Here is a 17,001-nt window from a genome sequence, read left to right on the forward strand (position 1 = left end):
CGAATATTTAAGAAATTGAACCGAAATCGACCAGCCGGATAGATGAGCGAGCAGATAAGCGTATACATCACCGAACAAGAACATCACAAAATAAACAGACGCCCGGTTTGTACCAGACGCCTGTTTCCGTTGCTATATCGGCCCAACTGAAGCGTGCAGAGGAGCTGGCTGTCGCCCCGCGGGGATTACAAATAACCTGCTTTCTCCAGCATGCGCTGCAGCATTGCAGCCCCTTCCGCCCGTGTCGCATTGCCCTGCGGGAGGAATTTGTTCAGCGGAACGCCTTGGATGATGCCCGCCTGCGTCGCTTTGGCTACAATATCCGGGTTCTGGATTTTAGCTTTGTCTTTAAACTTGGACAAAACCGCATCCGCAAAGGCGTTCAGTGTTATCGGCTGCTCGACATAATCCAGCGTACGCACCATCATAATCGCCATTTGTTCCCGGGTAATCGGATCGTTCGGGCGGAAGGTGGCATCGGTGTTTCCGGTGATAATGCCGGCTTTGGCCGCCGCACCGATGTAATCGCCCGTTTGGGTGGATGGCGTCACGTCGCGGAAACGCTGTGCGTTCTCGCGGCTTCCAGCCAATCCCAAACCCCGGGCCAGCATTACTGCGAACTCACTGCGCGTAATTTTCTGATTCGGCTTGAACTGGGATCCGTAGCTGCTGTCGATAATATTTTTAGAGGCCAGCTTGCTGATGATCGGCTGTCCCCAATGCCCCGCTGTATCGCTGAAGCTGCGGTTTGTTGTGAGTGCTGCCGCCACCTGATTGCCCTGCATCCGGGCTTTGATCAGGTTATAATTCCCCTGTTTGGTGATCGAGGTCGGAAGATAGGCTGCATCGGAATACAGCGCATCCAGTCTGGCCGCCGCAGTCTGATCATTGTTCAGCGTTTTGTTCGTCCGGATTCTCAGTTCCGTCGGTGCCTTGACCTCCATGACCGTTGTGTAATTTTCTCCTGCCATAGCTGATAAACGGTAATCCGTTAACTCCGTGGCGAACTGCATCCCCTGCTGTGCTAGTTTCTGTTCCAGCGGAGTGTACGTTCCCGTCGGAGGTGCCTCAATCCGGAAGATCAGCGAATATTCGCCTCCTCCAAGCGTTGGGACAAAGGAGCTGAGGTCAATTTTTTGCACCGGCAGGCTGTAGAGCTTATCGCCAAACCGTACGGCAAATTCCGTTGCAGCGTTGCGCGCATAAGCCTCGGACAACGGTTTGTAGGGAACAACCACATAAGCGGCCCGTTCCGTCGACGGCACTTCAAAAGCAAGCGCCGACGTTCCTTGACCGTGCAGATAGGCATAACTAGCCTTGAGATGCTCCGCGTTCAGCACATAACGTTTAATCGAAGAGCTGTACATGGAACGGTCCTCAGCCGCCGTAGCCGAACCGGTCTGCAGCAGCCCATACATTTTACCGAACTCTTCCTGAGCTAAGGTGCCCAGATAAGAAGGACGCCCCGCCGCTGTACTGGTGCCTGTGCCGGTCGTTCCTGTTACATTTTGCACGGTAATCATGCTGAAGGACGGCAGCGCCGTTCCGGTGGCATCTTTGAGCGGAGCGGAGTCCGCCATATAAGAAAGGTCCACTTTTTGATCCGGTTTTACTGCGGTAGAAAGTGTAAGCTTAAGTGTATCTCCCGTGAGAGACACAGCTTTTACGCCAATTGCCGTACCGTCCGCACGGACAGCAAACTGGGACACCGACAGCGGTGTGGCGGTCTGCATGGAGCGTGCAAATACAAGCGTGAGTTCACTGCCGTAGACTGAAGCGCTTTGCAGACCCTGGACTGCGGCTACACCAGAGACTTCCACCGGCTGAAGATCCAAATAGCCCGCCCGGTTCCCGTTCAAATCGCTGAGACCCGCGCTTCCGGGCACATAAGATACCGTAACATTTTGATTACCGGACAGATTGCTTTGCAGCGTAAGAATAACTTGACTGCCGGATACATTGACATCCGTTACGTAGTTGGGGCTGCCTCCAACTAGAACGGAGAATTGGCTTTTCAGCGGAAGGCTGGTTGTGGCCATTCCTTCATTGTAAGTCAAAATGATTTTGTTGCCGCTGCCGCTTGCCGTATTGAGGACCGGAGCAACGGTATCGTACGTATTCCGTACAAAAAAGTCGTTAAATCCTGCGATATTCTGCCCATACGGATCCTGCAGCGGGTAAGATCCCGGATAGTAGGACACTCTGACAGCCGTTCCGTTACCTGGCGCGCTGCTCAGATACAGGTTTACCGTGCTTCCGCCGAAGCCGATGCCCGTAACGCCCAGCGAATATCCGTCCGATGTGACAACAAACTGGTCGTAGGCATAACCCGACGTTGATTTGATATTGTCATTAAAGGTCAACGTTAACGTTGTTCCCGATACCGTTCCGTATTTTGGAACCGGAAGGACGGATTGGATGCCATTGGCGACTTCTTTGCCCGAGAAGGTAGCCGCCTCATTTCCGCTAGGGTCCTTGATCGTACGCAGACCGCCCGAGTAGGAGATTTTGACGACTTGTCCAACCGCTACACCGGTATTTAACGTCACCAGTACACTATTGCCTGAAATAGAAACGCTGTCGATCGCCCGCTTCTCCTCATTTACCGTAACGGTAAAACTTGAGGTAAGCAGACCCACCGAGCTGTTCAGTGTTTCGTCGTATTTAAGCCGGATGTTCCGGTTGTTCTCCAGCTGCACACCCGTCAATTGGGGAGCGGTCTTATCCAGAGCGGCTGTCCGGAAGCTCCAGGAAGCTTTACCGCTTAATCCGCCGAAAGCGGTCAGCGGATCTTTTGCGTCCACAAATGCATTCCCCGGGATATCCACATAGTATAACGTATCTGAATCGAGTGGAGCTGTAGGTTTAAGAATAATTTCGTTGGCCGATGAACCGGTTTGAACCGATACCGGCACTTTGGTCCCGCTGTTCTTAAATAAGCCTATTCCGTCTGCTCCCCCTGTATATTTCACTTCCCGGTTAAATACAAGGGAAAGCGGTTTGGCGGGATCCACCGACTCACTGCGGTCTTGGGGAGACAGTGCCGCAACTGTAAGCGGGCCGGACGCCGATGCGGTCGTAAAGCTCCAGCTGAACGGCTCATTTGCCGGGAAACGGTTCCCATCCTGATCATAAAAAGCACCTTTGGGAATCGTGACCGCATAAACAGTTCCCGCTAGCAGCGGATCCGCCGCGGAGGCAGGGTTGATGCTGATCGTGGAAGTTCCTCCGCCTTTTACAATCGGTGAGTTGACATCTACTCTTTTGGCCCTGCCATCCTCGGGGCTTCCTGGCGAGATAATGATTGTCCCGGCTGCGGGCAGCATTGGCCGGTCAAAATTCAGCTGGATGCCAGTAGTGGTGGCTACCCCGCCTGTATTATTCTTGGGGGCTTCCGTTACTTGAACGGCAGCAGCCCCTTTGGTCGAGAAACTCCATTGATCCCCGCCGGATATTCCAGCGAAGACCTTGTTATCCGCATCCTTTAGCGCTCCTGCTTCAATGAGGACATAAAAACTGCCTCCGGCGGGGAGTTTGCTGGCCAACTTCAGGTTCACTTTTGTCGAGGTATTGACCCCTGTAAGCTGAACCGCAGGATCAGTATTATTCAGATTGAACTGCTGCACAACCGAATTATCAGCAGCCGATACTAGTTTAATTGCGCCTCCACCCTGCTGCACTTGCCCGTTTAGTTCTAATACCAGCTGGTCCAGCTGCGAAGCTTCGGCCCGTTCGCCCGGAGCAGGTGACAGCTTAGCGATTTGCAAAGCCGGGTTGATTTCAGGTGCCGTAGTAATCGTCAGAGAAATAGCAGCGGATTCGGAGCCTGCACTATCTTTAAACAAGCCCTTGGGGATAGACACCGTATAAGCGGTGTTATGCTGGAGCCGCTGTCCCTGCGCCAGCTTTAATTCATAGGCGTTGGAGCTGCCGACCAGCCCGGCACTGCCGACTGGAATCGTCAAAGACGGGGCTCCTTGTCCCTGTACAGTAAACGAAATCTCGCCTGCTTGGGGGGCCACCTGCCGGTCAAAGCTCAGTTTCAAAGGGGTAGACACATCGACATTTGCCGCGCCGGAAGCAGGAACCGTGCTGAAGCTAAATTCCGAAGCGGCGTAGGCCGCCAATCCATTCCATTCTTTAAAAGACAAGCCAGAACCAAACCAGACATTTGCGAGCAGAGCAATCGCTGCACACAATGAAATCCTTTTCTTCATTTAATAGAACTCCTCTCACAAGCCACACTAAGTACGCGTTCATGCCAAAAAGCACAAGGACTATCCCTCATGCCATCGGGCAGGAGCGCTTTCCTCATCTCATCCATCTGCTGGCGTACCAAGCCGGGTATGTATATGGTATATGTCGGCCAAAACCCTTCCAAACTTTAGCAGCATAACGGCAAAAAACCGCCCGAGCCTAAGCTCGGACGGTTCGGTTAGTTCATTTTGTAAGAGGAACGGATTAAATACCGGCCTGTTCTTTTAGCAGTTCGGCTTTATCGATGCGTTCCCATGGAAGGTCAATGTCGGTGCGGCCAAAGTGGCCGTAAGCAGCAGTTTGCTTGTAAATGGGTCTCCGTAAATCCAGCATCGAAATGATGCCTGCTGGACGAAGATCAAAGTTATTCCGCACCAGTTCTACCAGGACTTCTTCATCCACTTTGCCGGTGCCGTAAGTATCCACGTTGATCGAAACCGGGTTGGCAACACCGATGGCGTAAGCCAGCTGGATTTCGCATTTCTCGGCAAGACCTGCTGCCACAATATTTTTCGCTACATAACGAGCGGCATACGCAGCGGAGCGGTCAACCTTCGTCGGGTCCTTGCCAGAGAATGCACCGCCGCCGTGGCGTGCATAACCCCCATAAGTATCCACGATAATTTTGCGTCCAGTCAGACCCGCATCACCTTGGGGCCCGCCGATGACAAAACGCCCGGTAGGATTAATAAAATATTTTGTTTCTTCATCCAGCAGTTCACCGGGTACCACCGGTAAAATCACATGTTCTTTGATGTCGGTCTGGATCTGTTCCAAAGTGATTCCTTCAGCATGCTGAGTGGAAACGACAATGGTATCGACACGCAGCGGCTTGTCGTCCTGGTATTCGATGGTGACTTGCGTCTTGCCGTCCGGACGGAGGTATTCCAATGTGCCGTTCTTCCGCACTTCAGCCAAACGGCGCGCAATCCGATGCGACAGCGCGATAGGCAGCGGCATGAGTTCAGGTGTCTCGTTTGCGGCAAATCCGAACATCAACCCTTGGTCACCGGCTCCGATATTAGCGGTCTCTTCAGCAACCTGCTCAGGATCCCGGTGCTCCAGCGCGGCGTTTACCCCTTGAGCAATGTCAGCCGACTGCTCGTTCAAAGAGGTCAATACAGCACATGTATTGTAATCAAAACCATACTTGGCGCGCGTGTAGCCGATTTCTTTTACCGTATTGCGGACAATAGCCGGAATATCGACATATTCCGATCTGCTGCTGATTTCGCCGATAACCAGCACCAGTCCGGTTGCAACGGAAACTTCGCAGGCTACCCGTGCATTGGGATCGTTCGTCAAAAAGGCGTCAAGTACCGCGTCCGAAATCTGGTCACAGATTTTATCCGGATGTCCTTCCGTAACCGACTCGGAAGTAAACAAATGGCGTCCCTTCACAGACATGAATGATCACCCTCCTTTTTGAATAGTAGATATAATTCTAAAAAAATCCGCTCGAAACAAGTCATATTCAAAAAAATGAACCTTCCCCATATGGAAAAGGTCTGATGCTTGTCCTTATCAGGTATATTAACGTATTTACCCAGTGGTGTCAATTGAATGGACATGCCCTCTATATATAGGAAGAAGTTATAAAATTGCCGATTGCTCAGCCTGTCTAACTAAGCGCTTCGTGATTTCTCCGCCGACTGATCCATTTTCACGTGAAGTTAGATGTCCCCAGCCTGGCTTACGATAAGGAGCGCTCATCGCTCCTTCCATTGCACCCAGTTCACCCGCAAACTCTGTGCTGAAATCCGTTGTCCCGGTGGTCAACCCCAGCTCTGCTGCAATTTCATATTTCATTTGATTCAGCATGGTCCGGCTTGCCGGCACCAGGTTTCGATTCGATCTCGCCATCACGGCCACCTCCTGACTGATTTCATTTTGCTCCGTTAGTATGGGATCGGACGCCATAGCATAACCGGACAAATGATTGTAAGGAGCAGCAGGTTAAGGGAGAAAAGGAACCCCATTTCTTTTCCTTCATTATATTAGGAAGAGAATAAACAGCGGTAATACCGGGCAAACTTATAGCTATCTAAAGAGTTTTTTACTTACTTGCTTACTTGCTTACTTGCTGATTTGCTCATTTACTTACTTGGCTTATTAACTTAGCTTATTAACTTAACTTACTCACTTTCTTGCTTACTTTCTTGCTTACTTATTTGCTTACTTTATGGTGTATCCGCCGCGGACCATAACCGTCAAACCCATTTTTTGTCCATCCTGAACCATAATCCCTCGGCCGTCCCGTGGAAAAGACAACAGGTGGTTCATGGGAGCGGGCTGTCCATTTGCAATATCTGCTCCTGCTGTAAGATCCGCAACACCGTTTGCATCTTGCGAGTAGACAACCGCCTTGCCTGCTCTAACAATAAATTCAGCTCCAGCTGAAGCAATCAGGGTTTGTCCCGGTTTTACATCCACAATGACGGATTCATTGCCTGACGGGGCTGGACTGGAAGCCGGTGAAGCAGTTGGGGAAGCCGTTGGCTTAGCTGTTGCGGTTGGTGCTGCCCCGCCGCCGAGCGCTTTTTGGATTTGCTGATCCACATAACTTTTGGTAACAACCGGATCATCGGCTGTGCCAGGCTGGCTCACATTTGCACCTTCCGCTGTATTGCTGACAATAGATCCCGCCCATACGCTACCAGCGATGGCAGCGACGGAAAGCGTGATTTTTCCAATGGCTTTCATGGTTGTCCTCCTTAAATGCATCATTCTGGATATAAAAAAAGAATAGCCTCCGAAGAGGCTATCCTTTCTTGTTCAGTAATCGGAGATTACTTCACGGAGTAGCTAGTGCCAGTTGTTACTGTGTTGCCAGCCAGGTCTTCGATGCTAGCATCGGTTTTACCTGTAGCTGCGTCAGCAGCGTTCACTTTAACAGACAGCTGGTAAACTTCATTAGCATTCAGATCGCGAACTGCACCGTCAGCGTTCAGGAATGTTACATAGAATCTGTCAGCTTCGCGTGCGTCGCCAATCGTGTTGATTCTCACAGCGGAAGGAGCAACAGAAGCATTGTTGATTGTGAATGTGAAGTCGTTAACGTCAACATTCTTCACAACTTCGCTGAATGTCAGAACCAGAGTCTTGCTGTCAGCAGAAGAGATTACTGCGGAATCAAGAGTCGGTTTCTTGCCGTCTTTCAGCGTGATCGAACGAACTGTAGGCTCGATTCCGTTGTTGGAGTTATCAACAACGCCGCTTACAGCCAGCTCATAAGCTTTGGACTTCTCAATGTGAGATTTCGGAATGAAGATCCAAGCCGTTTTGTCTTTTGCAGTGTTAGTGATACCTTCGCCGGAAGCGATCGTGATGTAAGCTGTGGACGGCAGAGCTTTGTTGTCCAGCGTGTAGCTGTTTACGTCGCGAACGGAAGCCAGGTTCAGTTCATTGTCGTCAGTTACTCGAACAGCAAGTCTGTACTCACTGCCAACTTCTGTATAAGTAACTTCGCCAACTACTTGCGGTCTGCCAGTATCCGAGGATGCTGTATCGCCATCGACTGCAAGGTTAACAGCAGCTACTTTGTTTCCAGCAGCGCTCAGGTCTTTTACGATGCCAGCAGGCAGACGCAGAGTGTGAGCTCCTGTAACGGATCCAACGTTGAAGATAAGGGATTTTTGATCGTCAGATACACGAGGTGTCGGCAGGTTTGTCGATACACCATTGCTTTCTTTGATCAACGTAGCAGTTGTTCCAGCTACATATGCGATTTCTTCGCTGAACTTAACTACAATGCCAGTACCCGCTCTGTAAGTAGCGCTGGTAACTGTCGGAGCAGTTGTGTCCTTAGTGAAGGTAATCGGTTGGGAAAGAGCACTTCCCAGTGTGTTGCCGATCGTGTCCTTAACGCCTGCACCGAAGACGATAGTGCCTGTGAAGGAACCAGAGTTCGGGATTTCACCAAGCGGCGAAGTCAGGATGAACGTCTTTTGATCAGCGCCACGTTTAACTTGGAAGATACCTTTACTTTCGCCGTTCGGGTCAAGCAGACGTACGTTGTTAACCAGGGAGTTGAAGTCGATGTTTTTGTTGAATACAACAGTGACTTTCTTCTCGCCAGTTGCAGTCAGGCTAGTGATTTGCGGAGCCGCAACATCGGAAGTGACTGCTACAGTTGTTGCATACGGATTAGGAGTAATCACGTTGCCTGCAAAGTCAGTCAGGTTTCTGATGGATACGTCATAAGTCGATCCGCTGTTCAGCGTGCCTGTAGTCAGCGTTACTTCGTCAAGCGGAGCGTATGCATCACGGCTAACCGTAGACGCCGATCCGTTTACGTAAGCGATCAGACCAGTCAGTCTTACCGGCTCGCTGAGTTTCAGGTACACTTTGTTAGTCGTTGTTTTAGCAACGGAAGTTACAGATACAACCGAAGGAGCAACCGTGTCATTTACATTCACCAGTTTAGTGAATGCAGGGATCACTTCGTTGCCAGTTGTTCTGATATCATCGTTAACGATAACAGTGTATTGGCCTTTCAGGTATTCGTTGTTTTGGAATGTGATCCAAGCTTCCGTGCCGTCAGCGCCCAGAACTACGTTCGCAGCGTCAGCGTTCACACGAAGAGCATTGCTCAGCGCGTTGATCTCAACAAGGCCATTGATCAGCGTGTTGTTGCCATCAACGTTTTCGATTACAGTTTCCGGATCAACAGCACGGTTGAACTTCACAACCAGTTGCTTAGCGTTAGGAGCTTCTACGGAAACTACCTGCGGCGCTTGCAGTGTTACTTTAGTTGTGTAGTCATGATCATTGTGCTTGAAGTTGATCGTTGTTTCAACACCAGCAACCAGCGGAGTAGTAAGTGTAACGGTTGTTTGCGTTTTGTCAGCAAACGTTACGACTACGCTAGTCGGGCTTACTGCTTGTGCGCTAGCGATTGCAACTGCGTCGTCCAGACCGTCGACAGCATAGGCAGTTTCTACAACCAGGGAGCGGGTAGCGTTACCTTTGAAGTTCACGCTTGCAGCAACCAGGCCTTTGTTGATAACTGCTTGCGCATAGCCTTTAGCCCATACGGAAGCGTTGTTGTTAGTTTCAGCAGGAGCTTCCAGTTTCAGAGCGCGGAACAGTACAGTTGCCACCTCTTCAACGGTTACTTTGCCGTTGTAGTCGAAGATACCTTTAACAGTATCTTTACCTTGCATCAGGTTAGCTGCAGTAACAGCTTCGATGTAAGGAACTGCCCAGTTCTTAGCGTTGTAACCTTTGTCTTTGTAAGACAGTTTGTTGCTTACTTCGCTCAGGTTGAACAGCTTCGTTACGATTTTCGCGAACTCGCCGCGAGTCAGGTCTTTCTCAAGATGAGCCTGACCGTCTGGATATCCGTTCAGGATGCCCTTAGCTTTCAGAGCGTCAAACTTTTGTTGCGGAGTTGTTGCTGTATCAGCGAATGCTACAGAGGCAAACATCGAGAATGCCATTGCTGTAGATAAAGCTACGGACAAAATTTTCTTCATAACCTTTTTTTCTCCTCCTTGAACATTCATGAACTGAGAGTTGTCTTTAGATGGGTAGCTCATGTCACTCATTAGCCGATGCACCCCCTTTCCCGAGTTGAGCAATGTAAGTATAAATAATGTCTGTGACGGGTATCACAGAAACTGGTAAACAGATTCAAGGCATCATTATACTAGATTCCTAATTCTACCTTAGTATTATACAATGTGCCTCCAGTCACGTAAAGCTAAATTTTCCATTTGATATATCAGGCCTTTTGGACCTTCCATAACCTATGAATAATTCCAGGCTCCAAGTGACTCTACATCTTAAACGCAGATGGTTTTGAAAAGTTGCGGTTTCCTAAAAAAACTTTTTTTGTTTTTTTGGAGACCTGTTTGGCCGCATTCTTTGAATTATGTATTTCAAACTATTGTTAAAGCTGGGCGGCTACGGAAATGAGTATAGCACGATGACCGTCCATCGTCATTAAGCAATATTTGCTAATGGTGTGTTGTATGTGACTAAGCTTTTACAATATTGAGAAAAAAGAAAAGGCACCTCTACGGGTGCCATCATAAGAACGATGATATTAGCGGATCTTCATGGACAGCTGGATCAGCTCTTGACGCTTCTCCACGCTCTCATTCACGTTGTCATACAGCGCATCGATAGCCTGGCGGTTCTCCCGGTAGCTCTTCTCATGCTTAATCGTCGAGTGGGACCATTCAAGCAGAGCGTTCTCGGCCAGCACCAAATCATTATAGGCATCATGAAAGCCCGTCTCCTGAACAAGCTCTTCCATGACCTCCTGTGTGATCTCCTGGACAGCTCTTCTATTCGCAATCTCTTTTTCCATTTCTTTTGCTCTATTCTCAAACTTGTTTTTGGCCTTGATATAGTCCAGCTGCGCTTTTGCTAAAATCGGTTTCATTGATGGCTTTCACCTTTCAGAAAAAAATGTATGTTCTAGGATATTGTATCGTAAACCGAAGCAGATTACAAAGTTATTGTCTTTGGTAAGTTTAGCTTGCTATGCCTTACCAAAATAGTTTGGCATTTTCTCCAATGAACTCTCTCTATAGTACATCCTTTGTGCCGGTTAACCGCAAAAGAGCCGCCTCACAGCTTTTGGCTGCGGACGGCCCTAAATTTTTAAGTTCTATTAATTGAAGGTTTTCGGGAAAATCTTGGTGCTCTTTTGAAGCAGAGCAACTGTGATTTTTCCGGCTTCTGCCCGAGTAAGCTTGCCTTTCGGATTGAAGCTGTATACCGGCTTCTTCTGCCCAGCCGTCGTGCTGGCGCTGCCTTGCATGATTTGAGCCTTGGTGACCGCCTCAATTGCCGGACGGGAATAGTATTCCATGCTTCCTGTATCCACAAAAGATTTAGTCAAACTGCTCAGCAGCTTGTCGTTATTGGCCGACATTTTCAGTTTCAGCGCCCTTGCAATCATTACCGCCGCCTGCTCACGCGTGAGCGGCTGGTCGGGACCAAAGAAGCCGTCGCTGAGTCCTGTGACGATACCGGCTCTAGCCGCCGTCTCGATATGCTTGAAATCCCAAGTAGTCGATACAGCCTCTGGAACGATATCGAAGAACGTCTGCTGACTTGCATTGTAGGAAAGCGGAATGTTAAGGCCTTTTACCAGCAGTGTGGCAAATTCGCCTCTTGTAGTCGTATCATCCGCACCAAACGAATCTGCACGCAGGTTGGTCATGATGCCTTTGGAGAACAAACCATTCAGCACATTTCTTGCCCACGGATGGTTAGTGATATCCGAGTAGCCCCGGCGCATTTTCATTACTGTATAGTAACCAAACTCATCAAACGGAACCGTAACGGTATGTTTCTTCGTGTCCACTTCACCGCCAATGTTTTCCCACTTACCGGAATCAGTATAACGGAACACTGTTACGGTCGATCCCACTTCATCAACGACACTGTTACTGAATGTAAGCGTCAGACTACCACGCTGAGATGGAACAATTTTGCGCGTTTGGCTGTATTGTGTGAAATATCCTTCAATAGAATATGGAGCAAGACCGTTGGTTGCAGGCTTGTAGGTGCCAGTTCCCTTTGTTCCGTCTTCGCCTAGACCGCCGCTAATCCAGTAAATATCCGAAACGCGCTGGAAGTTATTCGTGGAAGCGGTGGACGTGAAGCGCAGCGACAGTTCCTGCGGAATAACCAGCGGCGATTTGCCTTCCGGTGTTCTTGCATCAGCAGGGCTGACATTAATGATATTGCCGTAGTCATTTTTCCGTTCCACTACACCATCGACAGGATCGGCAATGCCAAAGAGCAGTTTCTTATCCGGGTAGTATTTGGCTGCACCGGAGCTTGTAAAGCCCTTCATTACTGTTCCTTTAGGGAAGCTCAACGTCAACTCTTTATTAAAGGCTGTATACTTGTTGCTCACCTTTTCGGCCATGTACTGCGTATCAATCTGTACCGCACTCGCATAGTAGACGTTGACCTTATCATTAAGTGTAGAATCTTTACGTACGATTTGGATTTTGATTGTTGTGGCTTTATCCGGCTTCAGGCCGACAAAATCATACGTAAAGCGGTTAGGCAGATCATTACGCGGTGTAGCTTCATACTTGTCGATCATAACCTTGGTTGCGCCCTCCGCTTCAATATCGAAGCGAACGAAGTTTTTGTTCACAACAATCTGGTCCCCCACTGTTGCAACCGGCGAAAGGATATTATAAGGAAGCACTTCTTTTTGGACCTCAAGACGCTGCGTCGTACGCGCCCCTGTATCATTGATCAACTCAAGCGTGTAGACATGACTGCCTGGAGCATCAAATTTGAAGTCGCGGATGCGGAGCAGGAAGTCAGTCTGTGTTCCTACATAATCATATATTACAGAACCGTTATAAGTGAAGCCGATTGTGGACGCAGAAGCACCATCTTTAAGCATTTGCTCTTGGCCTTGGCCTGCAGAAGAGAAAACTAGATCCGAACCTCTATACAGGTTTAGTGTGGTAGCTCCACCGCCGCGCAGTACCAAATCGTAGCTGTTTTGGGTCGTAACATATTTTTCATCTTTATAAACAAATTCCGCTGGAAGAGCCAAAATGGCGTTGCGCTCTGCTTCATTGGTGAGAGAGTTCGCCGTGATAGTTGGTCTGCCTGCACTCAATGCCGGGTGGAACTGCTTCAGCGTTGATACGTTCTCATCAATAATGTAGATCCGGATTTCTTTGGTAATGACTCGATCGTTAAGATTGCCGTCTCGCGAAATACCTGTAAATACAAGTTTGTTTTCCCCGTATACAAGTGGACCAGAAGCTGTAATCGGGAGAGTAACTTTAAAGGTTTTCACTACACCTCCGCCTGCTGCTTCCCCTACTTTAAAATCGCCTGAGATCCCTTGCATGTCTTTTACATTTTTACCATTCACCTGCATTTGAGCACTGTTGATGTTCTCAAAGCCGATATATTCCCCCTCCACGGTCAAACTATTTTGATTGGAGGAATTAAAAGGATAGGTCTGGCCGTCCTGAATGTTCTTTACATAAATATAGTTTTTAGAAACATACGAAATATCAGCGTTATAGAAGGACTGTGAGTCCTCAAACCGGAACTGCACCTTTTGTTGGCCATTGGAAAAGCCGGTGACTTGATACACTTGTTCAGTACCATGCTCATCCAGATCGGCAGCAGCTACAGGAGAACCTAGATTTAAACCTTTGACGCTGAGTGGAAGATAAGAAGCTTGTAACAGCTTCTTAGGCTTCACATTAGATTTCACCATAATATAGAAACTGTCTGATTCTACTTGCTGACCGCTGAGCGGCAGCTTGGAAGTACTCTTCACGGAATCGCCAGGTTTGAATCCCGGAAGCAAGTACATGTCCGTGATTACTGTTTCACCTGACAAGTACTTGTACTTATTAATTAAAGACGTTGTAAATGTGTCATAGTCAACTGTAAGTCTAAATTCCTGATTTCCAGCAGTAATCGGAATGGTATCTGTGCCCGTAGTTTGGAAGGTAACCAGCCGGTAAGCTGGTGTCACTCCGTCAGAGCCTGGGATGGTTACATCCGGGTTAGCGGTAACAGCAACTACCAGTTCCGAAGTTGTCCCTTTGTTGATTGTGAACTTGGCATTACTTTGGAAGCTCTTGTCACTGTATGGAACAAGAATTTGTCCAGCCAGCCCTGCCACGTTTACACTATCAGCAGACAGCGTAGGTGTATTATTGATCAGATTGTATTCCTGTCCACCATGTTTAAGTTTTAAGGAAGCAAACGGCTGATCCTTATCAAAGTAATACAGCGTACGATCGATCGTAATCGAGTCGGAGGAGTTGGATACAATGATCTTCAGCGTGCTTACGCCCGGTTTAAGCGTCATTGCAGGCGTAAAGAACGTGCCATCTTCCAACAAGGACGTGTTCAGCGCAGGCGCACCGTTCAAGGAAACGGTAACGGTAGTGGCATTTGCCACTTTACCTTGCAGGGTCACTTGGTCAACAGGAACCACGACCTGCGTTCCTTCATTCAGATTCTGCGCTGTAGGACCGCCAAGCACTTGGAGCGAAGTGATGAACGGCACTTTGTCGTACAGTACATAAAAGGATTCCGACCGCTGCAGATTGCCTTGCAGACCGGTAAAAGTGATTTTGTTAAAACCCGTATACAGCACAACGCCGCTGGTGGTGAAGCGGTTGCCAGGATTATTGATATCGGTCGTTACCGAACCCGTCGTAATCCGGGAGGAATCGGTAACCCATTTCCCGTTCGAGTCCTGTGTCAGCTGCTCGACGGTAACCTTCATTGTAGAAGCCGTTACCTGGGAGTAGGTACCGGTAATGGTGATACTGGAATTGCTGGTTTTATATACTTTGTCACGTGAAATTTGCGTCGCTGGCTCACTAGAGTCTGTCTTAAGCTTTGCGGTTTCCCGCAGTGTGAGATCATCCGGGCTGAAGTACGAGGTAACGCCCGCGGCTGCCGCCGAAACAACCGGGGTGTACCGGCCGCCAGGGAACAGGGAGACAAGCAAAGCCGCCAACAGCAGCCATACGAACGGTCTCTTCATGCGTTGCATTGATATATCTCTCCTTTGGTTTCGTATACTGGAGCATGTTTTCAAGGGAAGCCCCGGTAAATACTCGCTTTGTTTTTTATCGGTAGAAGCGGGGTGCTTTTTTAGTCAAAACAGGAAAAAACCCATCCGGACGGATGGGTTTTTGTTTAAAATGGATATGAGTGCTAATTATATCGAATCCCGCGAGTTCAATGAATCTAAAGAACTTAAAGTCTTATCAAGGTTTGGAACCGCGCTCCGGGTTCGCTTTCAGCCGCAGACGCAGCAGGAAATTGATAACCGGGCGTTTAGTTTTGCCGACCAGTCCAATCACTTCCGCCCCAATTTGCAGGAAGAACAGCATTACACAGATGACTACGAACGTTACCCAATTGGCTTCATACAGTGCTGCGGACGATTGAATAACCGCAAGGACTCCAAAAAATGCCGCAATGCCATAGATAATAAGTACTGTCTGGCGGTGACTGAAGCCAAGCTCACGCAGGCAGTGATGCAGATGCCCTTTGTCCGGAGCAAAAATCGGTTTCTTCTGCAGCTTCCGCCGGACGATAGCGAAAAACGTGTCCGACAGCGGAACACCGATAATAAGCAGCGGAGTAATAAAGGACACGACTGCAATCTGTTTAAACCCGAGCAGTGCCAGCAGCGCCAGGCAGAAACCCAGGAACAATGATCCGGTATCTCCCATAAAAATTTTGGCCGGATGGAAGTTAAAAAACAGGAATCCCCCGATGCTGCCAAGCAGCAGGAGACAGAGCAGAGCAACCGTTGTGTTGCCCATAATAAAAGCCATAACTGCAATGGTGGCAATAGCTATCCCGGATACACCGGCAGCCAGCCCGTCCAATCCATCAATCAGGTTTACCGCATTGGTTACGCCGACAATCCAGAAGATTGTCAGCGGAATTGCGATCCAGTCTTCCAATGAGGAGTAAGAATTATTAAAAGGAATGTTGACGAAGTCAACCGTAATATCAAATCCAAACACAACGATGCAGGCTGCGGCGATCTGGCCAAGCAGCTTCACCTTTGCGGACAGCTCAAACCGGTCGTCAAGACCGCCGATCAATACAATCAGAGCTCCGCCGCTCAGCAGCGCTTTTACAAAGCTTGCTTCTCTTGGCGTGAAGTCGTAAGGAATCCATGGAAGTACGGCCAGCAATCCTAGAACAAACGCCAGAAAAATGCCGAGTCCGCCGAGGCGGGGCATAATCGTCGTATGTACCTTGCGCGCGTTTGGAACGTCCGTGGCGCCGATTTTCAGAGCAAATTTCTTCACCAGCGGCGTCAGCAGAAGCGCAAGCCCCATACATACGATAAATCCGGCGATGTATATCGTTAACATTTGACTATTCGACCCCCATTTCTCTACCGCATTGAATTATACTCTGATCGAAAACCAAACACCAATACCGTTTTTGGACGATTTTCACGGTTTTTCGGGTAGAATTCCGCTTTTTATCGGGTTTTTGTTACTGTATCTTTCTCCCGTGACACTTTTAATGCGAATTTCGGGAGCGCAAGCATTCTTTTATAGCGTGTAGGTTCCTTAATTAACCGGTAGAACCATTCTAAACGCAATTTTTGAAAGACTATCGGCGCCCGTTTGCTTTTTCCGGAGATCACATCAAAGCTTCCTCCGACTCCCATCATGACCGGAACTGCTAGCCGTTCCTTATACTGGGCGATCCAAGGTTCCTGCGTATCGGCCCCCCGGGCTACAAACAGCAGATCCGGCTGCGCCGCAACAATACCGGAAATAACTTCATCGTCAGCTTCCGGACCAAAAAAACCGTCACGGTAACCGGCGATCGTCACTCCCGGATACTGCAATTGTAACCGATTGGCGGTTTCCTGAATCACTTCAGGAGTAGAGCCGAGCAGGTAGACTCGCCAGCCTCGGGCTTCGCCAGCCTTGAACAGCTCATGCAGCAAATCAAATCCTGCCACCCGCTCTTTCACCGGGTCTCCGCCTTTTTCCGCGGCCCAGACCACACCCGTCCCGTCGGGGACAACCAGCTCGGCAGAAGTCATAATCTTCATATACGCCGGATTATCCAGCGCCGCCATCACCATAATCGGGTTGGCAGTGATTACCTGATGCGGCTTACGGTTGCTTACGGCATCAATCAGATAGGCAACTGTTTCCTGCATATCCAGTTTGGAAACCCGAATCCCGAAGATAGGAACGGTAGGAATCCGGCTTGATTCATCCACTTCGT

The 17,001-nt window shown here is 49.1% G+C and carries 9 protein-coding genes; all 9 read right to left on the minus strand.

Features of this window, described 5'->3' with window-relative positions; all coding sequences use genetic code 11:
* Positions 1-185: 185 nt before the first annotated feature.
* The 9 genes from ACE6ED_RS08250 to ACE6ED_RS08290 all read right to left on the minus strand — a co-directional run bounded on the left by ACE6ED_RS08250 (position 186) and on the right by ACE6ED_RS08290 (position 16,996).
* Positions 186-4,217: an Ig-like domain-containing protein gene (locus tag ACE6ED_RS08250; RefSeq protein ID WP_410826629.1), complete on the minus strand. Its 4,032-nt coding sequence runs from the start codon at positions 4,215-4,217 to the stop codon at positions 186-188.
* Positions 4,218-4,461: 244 nt separating this feature from the next.
* The gene (gene metK / locus ACE6ED_RS08255; protein ID WP_410826630.1) at positions 4,462-5,664 is read right to left on the minus strand and encodes a methionine adenosyltransferase; all 1,203 of its coding nucleotides are present in this window, start codon (positions 5,662-5,664) and stop codon (positions 4,462-4,464) included.
* Positions 5,665-5,850: 186 nt separating this feature from the next.
* The gene (locus ACE6ED_RS08260) at positions 5,851-6,120 is read right to left on the minus strand and encodes a small, acid-soluble spore protein, alpha/beta type (protein WP_410826631.1); all 270 of its coding nucleotides are present in this window, start codon (positions 6,118-6,120) and stop codon (positions 5,851-5,853) included.
* A 312-nt stretch (positions 6,121-6,432) separates the two neighbouring features.
* Positions 6,433-6,960: a hypothetical protein gene (locus tag ACE6ED_RS08265; RefSeq protein ID WP_410826632.1), complete on the minus strand. Its 528-nt coding sequence runs from the start codon at positions 6,958-6,960 to the stop codon at positions 6,433-6,435.
* Between the two features lie 86 nt (positions 6,961-7,046).
* The gene (locus ACE6ED_RS08270; protein ID WP_410826633.1) at positions 7,047-9,806 is read right to left on the minus strand and encodes a hypothetical protein; all 2,760 of its coding nucleotides are present in this window, start codon (positions 9,804-9,806) and stop codon (positions 7,047-7,049) included.
* A gap of 500 nt (positions 9,807-10,306) precedes the next feature.
* Positions 10,307-10,648: a hypothetical protein gene (locus ACE6ED_RS08275; RefSeq protein ID WP_410826634.1), complete on the minus strand. Its 342-nt coding sequence runs from the start codon at positions 10,646-10,648 to the stop codon at positions 10,307-10,309.
* Positions 10,649-10,879: 231 nt separating this feature from the next.
* A complete protein-coding gene (locus tag ACE6ED_RS08280) occupies positions 10,880-14,779 on the minus strand; it encodes an S-layer homology domain-containing protein (protein WP_410826635.1) in 3,900 nt (1,299 codons plus the stop codon).
* Positions 14,780-14,996: 217 nt separating this feature from the next.
* Complete coding sequence (locus tag ACE6ED_RS08285; protein WP_410826636.1) at positions 14,997-16,124, minus strand: glycosyltransferase family 4 protein; 1,128 nt, start codon at positions 16,122-16,124, stop codon at positions 14,997-14,999.
* 113 nt (positions 16,125-16,237) lie between these two features.
* Positions 16,238-16,996: a WecB/TagA/CpsF family glycosyltransferase gene (locus ACE6ED_RS08290; protein ID WP_410826637.1), complete on the minus strand. Its 759-nt coding sequence runs from the start codon at positions 16,994-16,996 to the stop codon at positions 16,238-16,240.
* Between the last annotated feature and the right edge of the window lie 5 nt (positions 16,997-17,001).

The organism is Paenibacillus nanchangensis, assembly GCF_046543445.1.
In the GTDB taxonomy this organism is placed as follows: domain Bacteria; phylum Bacillota; class Bacilli; order Paenibacillales; family Paenibacillaceae; genus Paenibacillus_AQ; species Paenibacillus_AQ nanchangensis.

What these genes read in the sequence shown, in the direction of transcription:
- ACE6ED_RS08250 (WP_410826629.1), bottom strand. Translation starts at nt 4,217, where the DNA reads ATGAAGAAAAGGATTTCATTGTGTGCAGCGATTGCTCTGCTCGCAAAT.
- metK (WP_410826630.1), bottom strand. Translation starts at nt 5,664, where the DNA reads ATGTCTGTGAAGGGACGCCATTTGTTTACTTCCGAGTCGGTTACGGAA.
- ACE6ED_RS08260 (WP_410826631.1), bottom strand. Translation starts at nt 6,120, where the DNA reads ATGGCGAGATCGAATCGAAACCTGGTGCCGGCAAGCCGGACCATGCTG.
- ACE6ED_RS08265 (WP_410826632.1), bottom strand. Translation starts at nt 6,960, where the DNA reads ATGAAAGCCATTGGAAAAATCACGCTTTCCGTCGCTGCCATCGCTGGT.
- ACE6ED_RS08270 (WP_410826633.1), bottom strand. Translation starts at nt 9,806, where the DNA reads ATGAGTGACATGAGCTACCCATCTAAAGACAACTCTCAGTTCATGAAT.
- ACE6ED_RS08275 (WP_410826634.1), bottom strand. Translation starts at nt 10,648, where the DNA reads ATGAAACCGATTTTAGCAAAAGCGCAGCTGGACTATATCAAGGCCAAA.
- ACE6ED_RS08280 (WP_410826635.1), bottom strand. Translation starts at nt 14,779, where the DNA reads ATGCAACGCATGAAGAGACCGTTCGTATGGCTGCTGTTGGCGGCTTTG.
- ACE6ED_RS08285 (WP_410826636.1), bottom strand. Translation starts at nt 16,124, where the DNA reads ATGTTAACGATATACATCGCCGGATTTATCGTATGTATGGGGCTTGCG.